Origin of the sequence: Pandoraea sp. B-6 (assembly GCF_000282835.1) — a bacterium.
GTDB lineage: Bacteria > Pseudomonadota > Gammaproteobacteria > Burkholderiales > Burkholderiaceae > Pandoraea > Pandoraea cepalis.
In genome coordinates, this window is sequence record NZ_AKXS01000291.1 from 13,087 (window position 1) to 32,074 (window position 18,988).

The following is an 18,988-nucleotide window of genomic DNA, read 5'->3' on the forward strand; positions in this document are numbered from 1 at the left end:
CCGACCGGGGCCGCCGGGGTGGGCGCCGACGCGGGGTTAGGGATCGCGCCGTTGCCAGTCCGGGGCCGCCGGGCGTAGCATGGCTTTGCTTGTCGATGTCTCGTCCATTCCCGCAGAGGTTGCCCATGCCTGTGAATCCGGAAGAGAAAGTCCGCCAGCATATGGCGGAAGTCGTCGCGATGGCCCGTGAGCGTGCGCCCGACGTGGTCGCGCTGTTCGAGCCCTTCGTGCGGCATTACTACGGTCTGGCCGATGCCGAGGACGTTGTCTCGCGCAGTGTCGACGACCTGTATGGCGCGGCGATGGCGCATTGGCAACTCGGCCAGAAGTTCGTCAGCGGCGAGCCACGCATCCGCATCTACAACCCCACGCTCGATCAGCATGGTTGGCATTGCAGCCATACGGTCGTCGAGATCGTCAACGACGACATGCCGTTTCTCGTCGATTCGGTGACGATGGAGATCAACCGGCAGGGGCTCGCACTGCACTCCGCGTTTCACCCGGTCTATCGCATCAAGCGCGACGGCGCGGGCAAGCGCCTCGCCGTGTCGCCGGGCGGTGGCCTTGGGCAGCCGGTGTCCGCGGGCGAGCGAGTGACGGGCGATAACGGTGATGGCGGCGATAGCGGCACTAAAGGGGCGAACGGCGTGAACGGCGGCGACGTCGGGGCGCTGCTGGCGTCGGGCGCGACGGCGCAACGGGCGGGCGATGCGAGCGCCGACGGCGGCCGCTTCGAGTCGTATATCCACATCGAAGTCGACCGTTTTTCCGAGCCGGACCGCATTCAGGCACTGGCTGACGGATTGCAGCGCGTGCTTGGCGATGTACGCGCGGCGGTCGAAGACTGGCGCGCGATGCAGGCGGCCGCGCATGCGGCCATCGAGTCCCTTCGGCAGCGGGCCGAACAAACGAGCGTGAGCCCGCCGGAGCGTGTGGAGATTGACGAAGCGCAGGCGTTTCTCGACTGGATGCTTGCCCGGCATTTCACGTTCCTCGGTTATCGCGATTACGCGCTGGTCGTGCGCGACGGCGAGCACTACCTGCAAGGCGTGGCGGGCACGGGGCTTGGCGTATTGCGCGAGGCCCGCCGCGATGCCAGCACCCCCGACGAGACGCGCCTGTCGCCCGGGGCCATTGGCGTGGCCCAGACGAGTACGCCGATCTTTTTGACCAAGGCCAATTCGCGGGCGAGCGTCCATCGTCCCGGCTATCTCGATTACGTAGGCGTCAAATGCTTCGATGCGCAGGGGCGCGTGTGCGGTGAGCGGCGCTTCCTCGGGCTTTACACGTCGAACGTCTACATGGTGCCCGCCGACGAAATTCCGCTCGTACGACGCAAGGTCGCCGAAGTGATCGGGCGCACGGGCTTCCTGCCCAACGGGCATCTGGCCAAGACGCTCGCGACGATCCTCGAACAATATCCGCGCGACGAACTCTTTCAGATCGACGTCGATCCCCTGGCCAATATCGCGCTGGGCATTCTGCGACTGCAGGAGCGCCAGCGCACGCGCCTGTTCGTGCGGCGCGACCGCTTCGATCGCTTTGTATCGTGCCTCGTCTTCGTGCCGCGCGAGAAATTCAACACCGATCTGCGCGTCCGCGTGCAGAACTTGTTGCAGGCGGCGTATCACGGGACCAGTGTTGAATTCACGCCGCAGCTCTCCGAGTCGATGCTCGCGCGCATTCACATCACCGTGCGGACCGAGCCGGGCAACGTGCCGGATGTCGATGTCAACGATCTGGAAGCGCGCATCGTCGAGGCGACCCGCCGGTGGCAGGACGATCTGTCCGACGCGCTGCGCGAGCAGTTTGGCGAAGAGCGCGGCACGCGCGCACTGCGGCGGTACGCGCAGGCGTTCCCCGCGGCGTATCGAGAAGATTACGCCGCGCGCATGGCGGTGCGCGACGTCGAGTTGATCGAGCCGCTGCTGAGCGTCGGACACGCGGTGCCGGTCGAGGCTTCCGACGCCACGCCGCTGGCCATGCAGCTCTACCGGCCGCTGGAGGCCGCGCCCGGCACGCTGCGCTTCAAGATCTATCAGGCGGGCGAGCCCATCGCGCTCTCGCGCAGCCTGCCGATGCTCGAACACCTCGGTGTGCGCGTCAACGACGAGCGCCCCTATCGGATCGAACCGGCCGACACCGGCGTTGTCTGGATGCACGACTTCGGCATGACCAGCCTCGACGGCGCGGATGTCGACCTGGAGAATGCCCGCCTGCGCTTCGAGGAGGCGTTCGCGCGCATCTGGGCGGGCGACGTCGAGAACGACGACCTCAACCGGCTGGTCTTGCGCGCCGGACTGACGTGGCGCGAAGTCCGCATTTTGCGCGCCTACGCGAAGTACATCCGCCAGGTGGGGTCGACCTTCAGCAATGCGTATATCGAGAATGCGCTGACCGGAAATCCGTCGATTTCGGGCATGCTCGTGCGGTTGTTCCTGGCCCGCTTCGATCCGGGGCTGGCGGCGCCGGCTCGCGCATCGCAGGCGGAGCGGCTACGGGCGCAAATTCACGCGGCGCTCGAAGACGTTCCCAACCTCGACGAAGATCGCATCCTGCGTCAGTTCCTTGGCGTGCTCGAAGCGACCTTGCGCACCAATTACTTCCAGACGGGCAAGGACGGCGTGACGCAGAAGCGCTATCTGTCGTTCAAGTTCGATCCGTCGAAAGTGCCGGGTCTGCCCGAGCCGAAGCCGATGTTCGAGATATGGGTGTATTCGCCGCGCGTGGAGGGCGTGCATTTGCGAGGAGGGCGTGTGGCGCGGGGTGGCTTGCGCTGGTCGGATCGCCGCGAAGACTTCCGCACCGAGGTGCTGGGTCTCGTCAAGGCGCAGATGGTGAAAAACACCGTCATCGTGCCGGTCGGCTCGAAGGGCGGGTTCGTGGTGAAGCAACCGCCATCGCCAGGCGACCGGGATGCCTATCTGGCCGAGGGGGTGGCGTGCTACCAGACATTCCTGCGCGGGCTGCTGGATCTGACCGACAACTACGTCGACGGTCAACTGGTGCCCCCGTCGCAGACCGTGCGTATCGACGGCGACGATCCGTATCTCGTCGTCGCAGCCGACAAAGGGACGGCGACTTTTTCCGATTACGCCAACGCCATTTCGGCGGAGTACGGATTCTGGCTCGGCGATGCCTTTGCGTCCGGCGGCTCGGTCGGCTACGACCACAAGAAGATGGCCATCACGGCGCGCGGCGCGTGGGAGTCCGTCAAGCGGCATTTCAGCGAGATGGGCGTCGACACCCAGACGCAGGACTTCACCGTGGTGGGTATCGGCGATATGTCGGGCGATGTCTTCGGCAACGGCATGTTGCTCTCGAAACACATCCGGCTGGTGGCCGCGTTCGACCATCGGCACATCTTCCTCGACCCCACGCCCGATGCTGCAACGTCGTTTGCCGAGCGCGAGCGCCTGTTCCAACTGCCGCGTTCCAGCTGGGCCGACTACGACACACGGTTGATTTCGGCGGGCGGCGGCGTGTTCCCGCGCACGGCCAAAGCCATTGTGCTCTCTGCGCCGGTGAGGGAACTGATCGGCACCGAGGCCACGGAGATGGCGCCGAACGACCTGTTGCGGGCGTTGTTGAAAGCGCCGGTCGATCTGCTGTACAACGGCGGCATTGGCACGTACGTCAAAGCGAGCACCGAGACGCATGCGCAGGTGGGCGATCGTGCCAACGACGGCTTGCGCGTGAATGGCGCGGAATTGCGTTGCAAGGTCGTGGCCGAGGGCGGCAACCTTGGGCTGACGCAGCTCGGGCGCATCGAGTACGCGCAGCATGGCGGTCGCATCAATACCGATGCCATCGACAATTCGGCCGGTGTCGATTGTTCCGATCACGAGGTCAACATCAAGATTCTTCTGGGCCTGGTGGTGACGGACGGCGAGATGACACTGAAGCAGCGCAACACGTTGCTCGCGGAGATGACCGAGGAAGTCGGCATTCTTGTGTTGCGCGACAACTATTTGCAGACGCAGGCGCTCTCACTGGGCCGGTTGCGAGCGGTGGCGTCGCTCGACGACGAGACGCGCTTCATGCGGTACCTGGAGCGCGCACAGCGGCTCTCGCGCACCATCGAGTTCCTGCCCGACGACGAAACACTTGACGCGCGGCGTGCGTCCGGCGCGGGGCTGACCTCCCCCGAACGCGCGGTCCTCATGGCCTACAGCAAGATGTGGCTCTACGACCTGCTGCTGGCAAGCGATCTGCCCGACGCCGATTTCGTTGCCGACGAATTGCCGTCGTACTTTCCCAAGCCGCTCGCGAGCCGATGCGGCGCGGCGATGTTGCGTCATCCACTCAAGCGGGAAATTCTCGCGACGATGCAGGCCAATGCGCTCGTCAACCGGGCGGGGGTCACGTTCGTGCATCGACTCAGCGAGGAAACGGGCGCTGAGCCGGCCGACGTCGTGCGGGCCAGTCTGGCGGCACGGGGGGCCTACGACCTCGACACGTTGTGGGGCGAGATCGATGCGCTTGACGCGCGCGTCTCGCACGAAACGCAGGCCTCGCTCTTTGCCGCGATTGCGCAGTGGCACGAACACGCCACCCTATGGTTCTTGCGGCGGCGTGTGGCCGACGTGCCGCAGACGCTCGAGCGTCTGCGCGCTGTGCTCACGCCCATCCTGCCGACACTGGACACCCTGGTCAGCGGCGCGGCCGCCGATGACGCGCGGGCCAGATGCCAGACCATGATCGATGCGGGCGTGCCGCCGTTGCTTGCACAAACGGCCGCGGGCGTCGGCGCGCGGGTGGCGTTGCTCGACATCGCCGAAGTGGCGAGCAGCAGCGGGTGCGAACCGTCGCTGGCCGCGCAGGTGTATTTCGCCCTCGACGCACCGCTTGGCTACGCTTGGCTCCAGGCGGGGGTGCTCGGCCTGCCGATGCAGACGCACTGGCAGCGCCTCGCGCGGGCCACCTTGCTCGAAGAATTGTCGGTATTGCGGCGACGCCTGACGGCGAGCGTGCTGGCGGGCGGCGAGGCGGTGCTTGATCCAGTGCATGCCGGCGAGCCAGCCGACCCAAGCCCGGCGGGCAAGCGCGTCGCCCACTGGGAGACGTTGCATGCAGACGCGCTCGCGCGCTACCACCGTGTGCTGGCCGACCAGGTCGCGGCCGGTAACGCCGACCTGGCCATGTTGTCGGTGAGCCTGAAAGCGTTGGCGGAAGTCGACCGCTGAGCCGAGCAGGACGGTCGCCCCCGAGCGCCGTGGGGGCCGTCCGCGCCGCGGCTGGCGGATACGCGACGGGCTGTCGTCGAAAGCCGTCGCGGGGGCATTTTTAAGCGTTTACACAAAAGTCACGAAACCGCGTATGATCCGGGAAAACCCTAGGATTGAGTTGACCTGCGCGGATGCTTGCCCGTCGCGCGGGGTGGCGCGTCCTGGGGTTTCGTCGATTCCTGAACTCCTGCGCAATGCCCAACGACACCCGCCCTGCGAACCCACCGTTCGCCACGACGCTGCAGATCGTCTCCACCGTGTTCTTCACGTTCCTCTGCTATCTGACGATCGGATTGCCGCTCGCGGTGTTGCCGTCGTTCGTGCATGTCGATCTCGCATACAGTTCGGTCATTGCCGGCTTGGCCATCAGCGTTCAGTACCTTGCGACGCTGCTCTCGCGTCCTTACGCCGGGCGGACTGCCGACGCCTGGGGCCCGAAACGCACCGTGTTGTGCGGACTGGTGGCTTGCGGTGCCTCCGGGTTGCTCGTGGCCTTGGGCGGTGTGTTTTCCGGCGTGCCATGGTTGGCGCTCCTCACGCTGATCCTTGGACGTCTTGTGCTTGGCTTTGGTGAGAGCTGGGTGTCGACGGGCGCGATCATGTGGGGCATCGGCCAGGTGGGTCCGTCGCACACTGCACGCGTCATCTCATGGAACGGCGTGGCAACCTACGGCGCGCTTGCGCTGGGCGCGCCGCTTGGCGTTGCACTCGACAATGCGTATGGCATCCAAGTACTTGGCGCGGCGATCGCGCTGGCGGGCGTCGCTGGCCTGCTGCTCGCGCGCATGAAGCGTGCGACGCCGGTTATCCATGGAGAACGTCTCGCATTCCGCGCCGTGCTCGGTCGCGTGTTGCCGTTCGGCATGGGGCTTGCGCTGGGCTCCATCGGTTTTGGTGCCATCTCCACGTTCATCACGCTTTACTACGCAAGCCATCACTGGGACAACGCTGCACTGGCGTTGACCGCGTTCGGCGTGTGCTTCATGGGCGTACGACTGCTCTTCGGCAGCAGCATCGGGCGCTTCGGCGGCTACCGTGTGGCCATGATGTCATTCACGCTCGAGGCGTTCGGCCTGATCGTGCTCGGGATCGCGCCCACGGGATTCACGGCGTTGCTCGGTGCGGCGCTCTCGGGCGCGGGGTTCTCGCTCGTGTTCCCGTCGCTGGGCGTGGCGGCCGTCAATCTGGTTCCGGCACAGAACCGGGGAGCGGCACTGGGGGCGTACTCCGTCTTCCTCGATGTTGCGCTCGGTGTGACCGGACCCGTGGCAGGCCTGATCGTCGGGGCATACGGCTACGCCGAGGTCTACCTGTGTGCATCAGTGGCTGCGGTGGCGGCCGTCTTGCTCACGCTATGGATGGCGCGAGCCGAGCAGGCGCGCGACGCCGACAAGAAAGCCGTACAGACGGCGTAATCGCTGGCGGCGGGGTCAGTCGGTCGCCACCGTCTCCAACGTCGCCCGCTGCTGCGCCGCGACAATCGCGGCGAGCCGCTGGATCAGGCCGGGGATGCGTGCCGCGTCCGTATCGCCGTAGCCGATCACCAGACCGTTATCCGTGGGGTGTGGGTCGAGTGCAAAGCTCGACAGGGCGCGGGGGCCGATGCCTTCGCGCTGCGCGGCGGCCACGATCGCCTTGTCCGGGAATGCGGGATCGAGCCGCACCGTCAGGTGCAGGCCGCAGCGCTCGCCAATCACCGCATACGCCGGGTCGAAGTGGGTGGCCAGCGCGTTGCGCAAAGCCGTCTGACGTTCCCGATACAGCCGTCGCATGCGACCCAGATGCCGTGCAAACTGGCCGCTGCGGATGAATTCCGCCAGTGCCAGTTGTTCGAAGCGGTGCCCGCCGCGCAAGAGTTCGTCGAGGGCGTCGCGGGCTTGTGCGGCGAGCGTGGTCGGCAGAATCAGAAAGCCCAGGCGCAGCGCGGGAAACATCGTCTTGCTGAACGTCCCCACATAGACAACGGGGGCGTTGGCCACCATCCCCTGCATCGCGGCGATTGGTTCGCCTTGATGGCGAAACTCGCTGTCGTAATCATCTTCCAGAATCCAGGCGCCGTGACGCCGTGCCTGCGCGATCAGATCGAGGCGGCGCGAGGCCGACAGCACGCTGCCGAGCGGATACTGATGTGATGGTGTGACATACACCAGTCGTGGCGGCGAGCGTTCCCACTGTCCTTCCGGAATCACGACCCCCTCATCGTCGACGCGCAGCGCGTGAAGGCGAACATCGGCCGAATGGAAAGCGGCCTTCGCGCCGCGATAGCCTGGGTCTTCCATCCACACCGTATCGCCGGGATCCGTGAGCAGGCGGACGCAGAGAATCAGCGCCTCGTGGGCGCCTTCCGTGATCACGACTTGCGACGCATCGCAACGCACGCCGCGCGAGATCCGCAAGTGTGCGGCAATGGCGTCTCGCAGCGCGGGTTCGCCGAGGGGATCGCCGTAGTGATAGTGGCGGGGTTGGGCTTCACGCATGACGCGTTCGAGCGTGCGTCGCCAGGTACTGGTGGGAAAGTGGGTGAGTGCGGGAACCCCCGGCGTAAACGGCAGGGGCGACTCGTCGGCGCGGGCGGCGTGGCGCGTCGCGGGCAAGCGTTGGATGCGGCGTGAGGCGAGTGGTGTTGGGGGACCGTCGGGAGCGCTGGGGGGCGTCGCCACCGGGTCATTGGCTTTCGGCGTCCTGGCGCTGGCGGTACGTGCGGCTTTGGCGGCGAAGTGGGGATCGAGAGTGAGTTGGGCGACGCGGGTACCGAGCCGGTGGGGCACGATAAAGCCTTCGGCGGCCAGTTGGTCGTAGACGATCGAGACCGTGTTGCGTGAAATGGCGAGATCTTCGGCGAGCGTGCGCGAGGCGGGCAGACGGGCGCCGGCGGGCAAACGACCTTCGAGAATGGCGTGTTTGAGGCGGGAGAGGAGTTGTTTCTGAAGCGAGGTGCCAGCGCGCCCGGAGCCGGTCGTCAGGGGGCTGTCGAATAGTGCGGCGACGTTCTCCGGAGCAGGATCGGGAGTGCCGGGACGGGGCGCCGGTCTGGCTTGTCGAGCGGTGGAGTGAGCGTGTGGCACCATGAGATTCTCAAAGAGTGGTGCTTTTCATCGTACCACTGAGGCGATACTTTAGACGTCATGACTTGCGTGTTGCGCCAACTTCCGGAGATGAGCGAGATGACTGACGCCCCGAATTTCAACGAATACGCCCAGCCGATCGGTGCAGCGCTGCCGGACTGGAAGTCGAGAGCGCAGCCGCCGCGTGCGCCGATCGATGGGCGTTACTGCCGGATCGAGCCGATCGACGTGGAGCGTCACGCGAAGGACCTGTACGAGGCGTATGCCAGCGCCGCGGACGGTCGCGACTGGACATACATGAGTGGGGGGCCGTTTCCGGATTTCGACAGCTACTACGCGTACGCGACCAGGATGGCGGCGTCCAGCGACCCGTTGCATTACGCGATCATCGATCGGGAGACGGGGCGGGCGGTGGGGACATTGGCGCTCATGCGCATCGACGCGGTGAACGGCGTGATTGAAGTCGGGCACGTGGCGTACTCGCCGTTGCTCAAGCGCACGCGTGCTGGCACGGAGGCGCAATACTTGCTGATGCGTCGGGCGTTCGACGAATTGGGGTATCGCCGATATGAGTGGAAATGCGACGCGCTCAATGCCCCGTCGCGGCGGGCGGCGGCACGTTACGGGTTCACGTTCGAGGGCATATTCCGTCAGGCGATCGTCTACCGGGGTCGTAGTCGCGACACGGCGTGGTTCTCGATCACGGATGGCGAATGGCCGGCCATCAGTCGGGGGTTCGAACAATGGCTTTCGCTGGAGAACTTTGACGCACAGGGCCGCCAGCGCACGGGGCTAGCCGAATTGATTTCGGCGGCGAGGGCGTGAGCCTCGGGTAGAAACAAACGGCCCGCCGGGGATGCTCCGGCGGGCCGTCACGCTATCGGGACATCGTCTCGATCAGCTCGGGAAGAACACGTACTTCAGTACGAAGAGCACGGCGATCACCCAGGCGGCCGGGTGGACATCCTTCGCGCGGCCCGTGAAGAGCTTGAGCACGGCGTACGAGATGAAGCCGAATGCCAGACCGGTGGCGATCGAATACGTGAACGGCATGGCGAGGGCGGTCAGGGCGGCCGGGGTGGCTTCCGTGATGTCGTCCCACTCCACGTCGAGCAGCTCGCGCAGCATCAACCCGGCCACATAGAGCAATGCCGGTGCGGCCGCGTAGGCGGGCACCGAACCGGCCAGCGGCGCAATGAACAGGGCGAGGATGAAGAGCGCGGCAATCGTGAGCGCGGTGAGGCCGGTGCGTCCGCCCGCCTGCACACCCGAGGCGCTTTCCACGTAGGCCGTCGTGCTGCTCGTGCCCAACAGCGAACCGAAGAAAATCGCAATCGAATCGGCGAAGAGCGCGCGGCCGAGGCCCTTGTAGTGCGTACCTTCGAGCAGGCCGGCTCGCTTTGCCACGCCCATCAGCGTGCCCGTTGCGTCAAACACTTCCACCAGCACGAAGGCCAGAATGACGTGAACGAAGCCTGCATGCAATGCGCCCGGGATGTCGAGTTTGAGGAACGTCGGGGCGAGGCTCGGCGGCATGGCGAAAACGCCCTGGAACTGATTCAGTCCCAACACCATCGAGAGCACCGTCACGGCCAGAATACCGATCAGGATCGCGCCGCGAACGCGCAGGGCGTCGAGCACGGCAATCAGGAAGAAGCCGAAAATCGCGAGCAGGGCTTGCGGGGCGTGGAGATCGCCCAGGCCGATCTTCGTTGCCGGATTGGCGACGACCACGCCGGCGTTACCGAGCGCGATGATGGCGAGGAAGAGACCGATACCGGCGGCGATGGCGCATCGCAACGATTTGGGTACCCCGGCAATCAGCCAGGAGCGTATGCCCGTCACCGTCAGAATGATGAACAAACAGCCTGAGATGAACACTGCCCCCAGGGCTTGCTGCCACGAGTAGCCCATCGCGCCCACGACCGTGAAGGCGAAGAAGGCGTTCAGCCCCATGCCCGGCGCCATACCGATCGGGTAGTTGGCGATGAAGGCCATTACCACCGAGCCGATCGCGGCTGCGAGACAGGTCGCCACGAACACGGCGCTCTTGTCCATGCCCGTTGTGCCGAGAATATTGGGGTTGACGAAGATGATGTACGACATGGTCAGGAAGGTCGTGAGACCTGCCACCATTTCGGTGCGTACGTTGGAGCCATGCTCCTGGAGTTTGAAGAATTTTGTCAGCAACGTGCTCTCCTTGTGCCTTTGTTATGCCGTTGTCCGTGTGCAGCGGGGGCGCGCGCATTGTACTGTGCGCGAGTCCGTGCAGCGGAGTTTCTCAGAACTTGGTTCGCATGCCCAGCCCAAAAGTATTCCCGGCCTCCAGCCCGGATACCTTGTCGTTCAGGTAGGCCACATAAAGATCGGTGCGCTTCGAGACGTTGTAGTCATAACCGACGGCCCAGGTATTTCGACTGACGTCGTTCTGGCCAGAATTTTTCGTATAGGCGTACGACGCGATCGCGCTGCCTGCGCCGAGCGGCACCGACACCCCGAACTGAGCGCCGTTCGACGTCTGATTGCCCCCGGTGATCGTGTTCTTGATGTACTGATATTGCCCGTAGAATTTGACGACGTGAAAATCGTAAGTCAGGCCAGCCTGGAGCGCTTGCTGATTGCGAAAGCCGGTGATGCCGGCCTGATCGTCGGGCGTCGAATCGAACTTCACTTGCTGATACGCGAGCGTGGCGGCGAGCGGGCCGTGAAAATACATCGCGGCGGCGCTCCACTTGTTCTGCCCGGTCTCGCCGGCTTTGTTGCCGAAGGCATAAGACACGCTGGCCCCGAGCCCCTTGTAATCCGGCGTGGCGTACATCACGGCGTTGTTCCATCCCGAATCACCGACGATGCCTTGGCCGGCGAGGCCGAGGAACGTGTGATAGACCATCGGGCTGAACGTATACGAGTCAACGAAGGGGTTGAACAGAATCGTCGAGACGAAATACGACGTGGTAAGTCGGCCCATCGTGACCGTACCGAGCGTATTCGACTGTAGGCCGACGTAGGCATTCCGGGAGAAGAAGCTGTCGCCGGTGAAGCGTCCGTAATGTCCGGTTTGCGGCAGGAAGAAGTCCTCCAGCGCAAAGATCGCCTTGAGACCGTCGCCGAGATCTTCCGTGCCCTTCATCCCCCAGTACGACGTGGACATTCCGCCGCCAGCCTGCGTCCAGGCGCGTTCGCCGCCGGGCGTTTTGACCGCGCCGGCCCAGGCGTCGACCTGACCGTAAAGCGATACGTTCGATTGCGCGTGGGCGACGCCCGCGGCTCCGCAAACCGCGAGGGCAAGCGCGCCCCGCAGCCAACCTGCTGCCTTGCTCATGACTGTGTCTCCGTCTCGTTTTGATTTATGCGTGCCTCTGAACTTCGCTTCTCACCGAAGGGTGCAAGGGGGCACGCCTGAGTCATTGACACACTGACTTCACGTTGCGCGGGTATCGGTGCTGCTTTGAGGTGTGATTATTATTATCAAGATGCCGCTTGTGGCATATCACTCGGCGTTGATACTCGGTATTCCGTTGTTGGGGTGACGCTTGACTCTCGCATCCCTCTGCGGTCGGCCGCCGGGCCGGTACCCGTTTTCGTCTCTCCACGAAATTCGCTTTGGAAAACGGGTACCGGCCCGACGACTCGAAACACGCCAATCCATCGTCGCAACCTTCCCATCTACCCACCCCGCCACCATCACCACCCCCACCGTCACGACGACACTGCCGCTTCATGCGCGCAGGCTCTCGCCGACCGTCCCCACGTGCTGCGCATCTGCTGGTGACGGTCGGCGAGACCCTCGACATCCCATCAGTCCCTCGCCTCGCCCAGTCCACAACGGCCGTGGCTACCGACAACGCTGCAACACCATGCGTCCAACCAGCCCATGCATCAATTCGCGACAACATCGCAATACCCGGTGCGATCAAGTGTTTCGGCGCGGGCCTAATCAGGGAGAGAAACAGCGCGCGGCGACGACATCACGGTACCTGGCGTGGCCAAGTGTTTCAGAGTGAGCCTACTCAGGGCGAGAAAAAACTCACGACGAAGACATCACGATGCGGGCGTGGCGAAGTGCTCCGGATGCGTCCAGATGGCGCGTGAAACATTTCGCGAAGAAGTCACGAAACCGGGCATAGGGAAGTGCTTGGGGGATGGCGAGGCTCTCGACGATCGTCACCAGCAGATGCGTAGCACGTGGGGACGGTCGGCGAGAGCCTGGGCGCATGAGAAGACGGTGTCATCGTGACGACGAGGTGGGGGAATGCGGTGAGGTGGGGGCGTGGGGGAGGGGGCGACGATGTGTGGGTGCGTTTCGAGCTGTCGGGCCGGTGCCCGTTTTCCAAAGCGAATTTCGTGGAGCGACGAAAACGGGCACCGGCCCGGCGGCCGACCGCAGAGGGAGGCGAGGGTCAAGCGCCAAGCAGCACGAACAAAGCGTCGAGCAAAAATCAGCGAACCGCCCGCCAATTGGCCTGATGCGCCGTCAGCCACTTTTCGGCGAGCGAAGGATCGCCGTGCCGGTTCGGATGAAACGAAGGCGCGAGGTACTTGAGCATTGGCCCGGTGCTACGCCAGACGACCCCATCGCGCCCGAAGAACATCGTGATGAAACCCCACCACGTGCGGGGCTTGAAGAGGGTGCCGTCATGCCAGAGGTTATTGATCGTCTGCGCGTGGCTCTCTACTGCGAACATGAACAGCACGTAGAGATACGTGAGAACGCGTTGCCGTTCGCTGCCGCCGAGTGCGCGATAGAGATCGAACGCTACAGCCTTGTGCTCCGTTTCCTCGGCCGCGTGCCAGCGCCACATCAGGCGCATCTTCGGTTCGGCCTTCGCGAGCCAACGGTCGTAGCGAAGGGCCCCGTCGCCGAATACCGCCGTGCAGTGCTCGTAGGCGGCCGTCACGGCCAGCATGTACATTGGCGAGAGCTTGCGGCGGCGCGCCCACTGAATGCGTGTCGTCGCCCAGTTCTCCCAGTGATTGACCAGTCCCTGCTTCGCCAATTGTGCGTTGTACTGACCATGCAGGTGCCGATGCGTCGCTTCCTGTCCGATGAACTGGGCGATGTCTGCCCGAAGCGTGTCGTAGCTCGCATCGGCGGGCAGGCGATCCATCGTGTCGCGCACCGAGTCGATGAACGATTGCTCGCCCACCGGGAAGCTCATCGACAGCGCGTTGTAATACATGGTGCGATAGGCATCGCCGCTGTGCCAATGACGCGCGAAGCCATCGGCCAGATCGACAGTCAGTTTGCGTACGGTCAGGGCAGAAATGTCGTGGCTCATGGTGTCTTGCCTCTGCGGCGATGTTGAGGGATTCGCAGCGCCGACGCGGCGCGGCAAGCGCGTTCCGTTGCGGTCTCTTGAGTTTTGCGGCGAATGTGAGCATTATTCATTTTTCAGGCGCTTTGCCGCAACTCGCTTCCCGCTCAGGTTTTTCAACATGGCCACACCCAAGCCGCCCGCGACCCAGAACGCCCCGTCCGCCATGCGAAAGCGGCCGATGCAGGCACGGGCGCAACACACCGTCGAGACCATTTTCGAGGCCACTGCTCAGGTTCTCGACGAAGAAGGCGAGGCGGCGCTCACAACCAATCGCATCGCCCGCAAGGCAGGCTTCTCCATCGGTACCCTGTACCAGTACTTCCCGACCAAGGAGGCGATTCTGCTCGCGATGATCGCGCGCGAACGGCGTCGGGTGATGGACGAACTCAACGAGCGCATCGCCCGAGCGGCGGACGAGGGGGCCGACCCGGAACGCGTGATTCGCGAGCGGCTGCGGGTGCTCATCGAAGCCTTCGGCGCAGGCGGGCGTGTGAAACGCTCGCTCATCAAGATGGCGTGGCAACTCGATCACCACGAGAACATCATGCAAGCCATGCGCGAGGCGGCCGAACATATCGCTGTCGCCATGTCGCGGCGCGACGCGCCCGAAATGCGTCCACCCACCGCCGCCACCGTCTTCGTGCTCACGCGGGCCGTCATGGGCACGCTGCGCTCGGCCGCGCTCGAAGACTCCCCCTTGCTTGGCACTCCCGAGTTCGAGGACGAGCTTTACCGGTTGTGCTGGGGGCTGTTGCGCGCGGACGGCTAAGGCTACGGGTGCCCGTGTTGAAGAAGGCAACAAAAAAGCTGGCATCTGCCAGCTTTTTTGTGGGGACTACCGGGCGATCCTTGATGATCGCCCGTCGTTCGGCCCGGACGTTACTTCTTCATTACGCCTTCGCGACGCTTTCCAATGCAGCGTTGAACGTCTTGCTCGGACGCATGACCTGCTCGAGCTTCTCGAAGTCCGGCTTGTAGTAGCCGCCGATATCCGCCGGCTTACCCTGCACGTCGGCGAATTCGCCCACGATGGCCTTCTCGTTCTCGGTCAGTTGCTTGGCGAGCGATACGAAGTGCTTGGCCAGATCGGCGTCGTCCTTCTGCTCGGCCAATTCCTGCGCCCAGTACATCGCCAGATAGAACTGGCTGCCGCGGTTGTCCAGCTGGCCGGTCTTCGGCGACGGACCCTTGCTGTTGTCGAGCAGCTTGCCGGTGGCAGCATCGAGCGTCTTGGCGAGGATCTTGGCGCGCTGGTTGCCCGTCTTGATGCCCAGGTCTTCCAGCGAGACTGCCAGTGCCAGGAATTCACCCAGCGAGTCCCAGCGCAAGTGGTTCTCTTCCACCAGTTGCTTGACGTGCTTAGGTGCCGAGCCGCCGGCACCCGTTTCGTACATGCCGCCACCGGCCATCAGCGGCACGATCGACAGCATCTTGGCGCTGGTGCCCAGTTCCATGATCGGGAACAGGTCGGTCAGGTAGTCGCGCAGAATGTTGCCGGTCACCGAGATGGTGTCCAGACCGCGAATCACGCGCTCGAGCGTGTAACGCATGGCGCGCACTTGCGACATGATCTGGATGTCGAGACCGTTGGTGTCGTAATCCTTCAGGTACGTTTCAACCTTCTTGATCAGCTCGGCTTCGTGCGGGCGGTACGGGTCGAGCCAGAACACGGCCGGCATGCCCGAATTGCGCACGCGGTTCACGGCGAGCTTCACCCAGTCACGGATCGGCGCGTCCTTGACCTGGCACATACGCCAGATGTCGCCGGCTTCCACGTTCTGCGAGAGCAGCACTTCGCCCGTGGCGATGTCGACGATGTTCGCCACGCCGTCTTCGGCGATTTCGAAGGTCTTGTCGTGTGAGCCGTACTCTTCCGCTTTCTGAGCCATCAGGCCGACGTTCGGCACCGTACCCATGGTAGTCGGGTCGAAGTTGCCGTTGGTCTTGCAGAAGTTGATGATTTCCTGATAGATGCGCGCGAACGTGCTCTCCGGGATCACGGCCTTCGTGTCCTTCGGACGGCCGTCGGCACCCCACATCTTGCCGCCGATACGGATCATGGCCGGCATCGAGGCGTCGACGATCACGTCGTTCGGCGCGTGCAGATTCGAAATACCCTTGGCGGAGTCGACCATCGCCAGTTCCGGGCGATGCTCGTGGCAAGCATGCAGGTCGCGGATGATCTCTTCACGCTGCGTGCTAGGCAGCGATTCGATCTTCTCGTACAGATTCACGAGGCCGTTGTTGACGTTCACGCCCAGTTCGTCGAACAGCTTGCCGTGCTTTTCGAAAGCTTCCTTGTAGAAGATCTTCACGGCGTGGCCGAACACGATCGGGTGCGAGACCTTCATCATGGTGGCCTTCACGTGCAGCGAGAGCATCACGCCGGTCTTGCGCGCGTCTTCCATCTGCTCTTCATAGAAGTCGCACAGCGCCTTCTTGCTCATGAACATGCTGTCGATGATTTCGCCGTCGAGCAGCGCGACCTTCGGCTTGAGCACGATCGTCTTGCCGCTCTTGGTGACGAGTTCCATCTTGACGTCACGGGCGCGGTCGAGCGTCATCGACTTTTCGCCGTGGTAGAAGTCGCCATGCTTCATGTGCGCCACGTGCGTGCGCGAAGCCATGCTCCACTCGCCCATGCTGTGGGGGTGCTTCTTGGCGTAGTTCTTGACGGCGAGCGGGGCGCGACGATCCGAGTTGCCTTCGCGCAGCACCGGGTTGACGGCCGAACCGAGGCACTTCGAGTAACGCTTCTGGATGGCTTTCTCTTCGTCGGACTTCGGGTCTTCCGGAAAGTCCGGCACCTTGTAGCCCTTCGATTGCAGTTCCTTGATCGCGCTCTGGAGCTGGAACACCGACGCGCTGATGTTCGGCAGCTTGATGATGTTCGTATCAGGGTCTTGCGTCAGACGGCCCAGCTCGGCGAGGTTATCCGGCACGCGCTGGTCGTCCGTCAGAAATTCGGGGAATTCTCCGAGGATACGAGCCGCGACCGAGATGTCGCTCGTCTCGACCGACACGCCCGCCGGTGCCGTGAACGTACGAATGATCGGGAGGAAAGCGCTGGTGGCCAGAAGCGGTGCTTCGTCGGTCAGGGTGTAGATGATGCTGGGTTGCTGCGTACTCATCGCTGGTCTCGGATTCAAGAAGCAGGGAACGGTGGGGGAGCGCTGCCGACTGGGGTAACAGTCAGCTAGCCATGACGAATTTTTCCGATTGTGACACGGGTCGGGGGCAAAACTGAAATGCCTTTTCGTAATGTGAATGCTTTAGTCTTATATAAGACTGGCACTGAAGCGCCCATGATGTCGTGGAAAACCCCGTAGGACGGGGCACGGCTCACCGAAGCCTGGGTCATGAAGCGAGCGGAAAAGCGATTAATTCAGATTGTTCTTCATTTTCAATAGGTAAAATCTATTGAAAATGAGTGCGGCATGGACTCGGTAGCGCGAGATTCCGTGAGGCGTGCGTGCCGGTTATTCGCATTTCCCCGAGAGAACGAGGGCCTCAGCCTTTCGTGGCTGGAGACATGCCCATGCGACAAGTCCATGAACTACGCGCGTCCAAGTCTGAAATATGCGGGGGGAAGGGCGGACGCGGTTGCGAGCAGAGAGATGTGGGCGCTTTGTCGCCAATAGGATGACGGTCACGCGCCGGGCATTGTGTATTGGCGTATTCAATTCGGACGCCCAATGCAAAAAGGGCCGACGCATCGTCGGCCCTTCGAATCTGGTGGGTGGTACAGGGATTGAACCTGTGACCCCTGCCGTGTGAAGGCAGTGCTCTACCGCTGAGCTAACCACCCAAATCATTAACTAAATCAATGATTTAGTGCTGATTGCTGAAGCTTTTGTTTCGCAATCAGGAGCAGAACTTTAACTGTTTTCGTAGAAGCCTGCAACTTTTCTTTTGTTCTTTTTTGCTGCCGCCGTGACGATATCTCTCGATCACTTCACGCCGTTTCTCGCGATGACTCGCAAGCAGCAAAGACCGCAATTATAGGGATGTTTTTCGTGCTTGGGAAGGCCTTCGTGCGAATTTTCCGTGTGGTTCGTTGCGAACTCACGCCGTTTGTGCCGTGTCGCCTTCCGGGGGCGCCGGTTCGATACGCCATACGCACGTCCCCTTCATCCCCTTGTCGATGTCGTTCAGCACACCGGCATGCTGAGCGACCTCGTCATCTGCTGCCGCGATTACGGGAAGATCGAACTGGCGCAACGAAATCTTTTCGCGCTGGGTGCCCACATCGCCCCCGTCGCCATCGCCGATCTCGATGACGAGACTCTCCTGGCCGCGCGTCATGGCGAGGTACACGTCGGCGAGCAATTCCGCGTCGAGCAAGGCGCCGTGCAGCGTACGGTGCGCGTTGTTCACGCCGAGACGCTCACAGAGGGCGTCCAGCGAATTGCGTCGACCGGGGAACATCTCCCGGGCACGCAGCAGCGTGTCGATCAGACTCGAGCAATGCTGCATGAACGGCGGCCAGCCGAGGCGGGCGAATTCCATATCCAGGAAGCCCAGGTCGAACGCCGCGTTGTGAATAATGATTTCGGCGTCGCGGCAGTACTCGCGCAACTCTTCCGCAATCTCGGCGAATTTGGGTTTGTCGGAAAGGAATTCGGTGGTGAGTCCGTGCACCGCCAATGCGCCCGGATCGCTGTCGCGCTCGGGGTTGATATAGAAGTGCAGGTTGTTGCCGGTCAGGCGGCGATTGACCAGTTCGACGCAACCGATTTCCAGCAGACGGTCCCCCGTCTTCGCATTCAGGCCGGTGGTTTCGGTATCGAGGATCAGTTGTCGCATGCTGTTCGTTGAATCTAGTGTGCTTCGTGTGCTTTCGGAATTGACGCGCCGCGGGTCATGACCCCTCACGCAATGCGCGGATACTGCTCAAGCCGCGGCGATGGCCACCGGCTCACTGGCCGCGACGCAGGCTCTCAACGCCTCGGTTGGCCAACTGGTCGGCGGCTTCGTTGCCGTCGTGGCCGGCATGACCTTTCACCCAACGCCAGTCGATCTCGTGTTTCTGCGAGACGGCGTCGAGTGTCTGCCACAGGTCGGCGTTCTTCACCGGCGCCTTGGCGGCGGTTTTCCAGCCACGGGCCTTCCAGCCGTGAATCCACTCGCTGATGCCTTTCTGCACATACTGCGAGTCGGTGTGCAGCACCACGCTGCAGGGCTTGTTCAGGGCTTCGAGCGCGCGAATGACGGCCAGAAGCTCCATGCGGTTGTTGGTCGTGTTGGCTTCGCCGCCGAACATTTCCTTGCGGTGTTTGCCCGCGACGAGCAGGGCGCCCCAGCCGCCGGGGCCAGGATTGCCTTTGCAGGCACCGTCGGTGTAAATCTCAACTTGCGGCAAGGTCATCTCTCAAAC

The 18,988-nt window shown here is 63.3% G+C and carries 11 protein-coding genes and 1 tRNA gene; 4 read left to right on the forward strand and 8 right to left on the reverse strand.

Annotated features, from left to right (window positions below; genetic code table 11):
• Positions 1-125 precede the first annotated feature (125 nt).
• Positions 126-5,186: an NAD-glutamate dehydrogenase gene (locus A985_RS0102240; RefSeq protein WP_026131566.1), complete on the forward strand. Its 5,061-nt coding sequence runs from the start codon at positions 126-128 to the stop codon at positions 5,184-5,186.
• Between the two features lie 236 nt (positions 5,187-5,422).
• Positions 5,423-6,643: an MFS transporter gene (locus A985_RS0102245; RefSeq protein ID WP_017231803.1), complete on the forward strand. Its 1,221-nt coding sequence runs from the start codon at positions 5,423-5,425 to the stop codon at positions 6,641-6,643.
• Between the two features lie 15 nt (positions 6,644-6,658).
• Here A985_RS0102245 and A985_RS0102250 read toward each other — a convergent pair whose 3' ends face one another.
• Positions 6,659-8,296 (reverse strand): PLP-dependent aminotransferase family protein, encoded by a 1,638-nt coding sequence (locus A985_RS0102250; RefSeq protein WP_083902163.1) that lies wholly within the window; start codon positions 8,294-8,296, stop codon positions 6,659-6,661.
• 96 nt (positions 8,297-8,392) lie between these two features.
• On the opposite strand from A985_RS0102250, the gene A985_RS0102255 reads away from it, so the two are divergent.
• The gene (locus A985_RS0102255; RefSeq protein ID WP_026131568.1) at positions 8,393-9,118 is read left to right on the forward strand and encodes a GNAT family N-acetyltransferase; all 726 of its coding nucleotides are present in this window, start codon (positions 8,393-8,395) and stop codon (positions 9,116-9,118) included.
• Between the two features lie 72 nt (positions 9,119-9,190).
• Here the strand turns inward: A985_RS0102255 and A985_RS0102260 are convergent, their stop codons facing one another.
• From A985_RS0102260 to A985_RS0102270, 3 genes are all read right to left on the reverse strand, one after another.
• Positions 9,191-10,483, reverse strand: coding sequence for an NCS2 family permease (locus A985_RS0102260; RefSeq protein ID WP_017231806.1), 1,293 nt, complete (start codon positions 10,481-10,483; stop codon positions 9,191-9,193).
• A gap of 91 nt (positions 10,484-10,574) precedes the next feature.
• Entirely contained in the window at positions 10,575-11,615 is a 1,041-nt protein-coding gene (locus A985_RS0102265; protein ID WP_017231807.1) for a porin, read from the reverse strand.
• Positions 11,616-12,732: 1,117 nt separating this feature from the next.
• Positions 12,733-13,572 carry a metal-dependent hydrolase gene (locus tag A985_RS0102270; protein WP_017231808.1) on the reverse strand — a complete coding sequence of 280 codons (840 nt, stop codon included), beginning with the start codon at positions 13,570-13,572 and terminating at the stop codon, positions 12,733-12,735.
• A 157-nt stretch (positions 13,573-13,729) separates the two neighbouring features.
• Between A985_RS0102270 and A985_RS0102275 the strand changes: the two genes are divergently transcribed.
• Positions 13,730-14,380 (forward strand): TetR/AcrR family transcriptional regulator, encoded by a 651-nt coding sequence (locus A985_RS0102275; protein WP_051060051.1) that lies wholly within the window; start codon positions 13,730-13,732, stop codon positions 14,378-14,380.
• Between the two features lie 121 nt (positions 14,381-14,501).
• Here the strand turns inward: A985_RS0102275 and A985_RS0102280 are convergent, their stop codons facing one another.
• From A985_RS0102280 to rnhA, 4 genes are all read right to left on the reverse strand, one after another.
• Entirely contained in the window at positions 14,502-16,742 is a 2,241-nt protein-coding gene (locus A985_RS0102280; protein WP_017231810.1) for an NADP-dependent isocitrate dehydrogenase, read from the reverse strand.
• Between the two features lie 602 nt (positions 16,743-17,344).
• Positions 17,345-17,419: transfer RNA gene (locus A985_RS0102285), tRNA-Val, on the reverse strand.
• A 257-nt stretch (positions 17,420-17,676) separates the two neighbouring features.
• Positions 17,677-18,417: a DNA polymerase III subunit epsilon gene (dnaQ, locus tag A985_RS0102290; RefSeq protein WP_017231811.1), complete on the reverse strand. Its 741-nt coding sequence runs from the start codon at positions 18,415-18,417 to the stop codon at positions 17,677-17,679.
• Between the two features lie 112 nt (positions 18,418-18,529).
• On the reverse strand, positions 18,530-18,979 hold the full coding sequence (rnhA, locus tag A985_RS0102295) for a ribonuclease HI (protein ID WP_017231812.1): 450 nt from the start codon (positions 18,977-18,979) through the stop codon (positions 18,530-18,532).
• Positions 18,980-18,988: the final 9 nt, after the last annotated feature.

Coding starts and splice junctions, on each gene's coding strand:
- A985_RS0102265 (WP_017231807.1), bottom strand. CDS start 11,615: ATGAGCAAGGCAGCAGGTTGGCTGCGGGGCGCGCTTGCCCTCGCGGTT.
- dnaQ (WP_017231811.1), bottom strand. CDS start 18,417: ATGCGACAACTGATCCTCGATACCGAAACCACCGGCCTGAATGCGAAG.
- A985_RS0102245 (WP_017231803.1), top strand. CDS start 5,423: ATGCCCAACGACACCCGCCCTGCGAACCCACCGTTCGCCACGACGCTG.
- rnhA (WP_017231812.1), bottom strand. CDS start 18,979: ATGACCTTGCCGCAAGTTGAGATTTACACCGACGGTGCCTGCAAAGGC.
- A985_RS0102250 (WP_083902163.1), bottom strand. CDS start 8,296: ATGGTGCCACACGCTCACTCCACCGCTCGACAAGCCAGACCGGCGCCC.
- A985_RS0102280 (WP_017231810.1), bottom strand. CDS start 16,742: ATGAGTACGCAGCAACCCAGCATCATCTACACCCTGACCGACGAAGCA.
- A985_RS0102275 (WP_051060051.1), top strand. CDS start 13,730: ATGGCCACACCCAAGCCGCCCGCGACCCAGAACGCCCCGTCCGCCATG.
- A985_RS0102270 (WP_017231808.1), bottom strand. CDS start 13,572: ATGAGCCACGACATTTCTGCCCTGACCGTACGCAAACTGACTGTCGAT.
- A985_RS0102255 (WP_026131568.1), top strand. CDS start 8,393: ATGACTGACGCCCCGAATTTCAACGAATACGCCCAGCCGATCGGTGCA.
- A985_RS0102240 (WP_026131566.1), top strand. CDS start 126: ATGCCTGTGAATCCGGAAGAGAAAGTCCGCCAGCATATGGCGGAAGTC.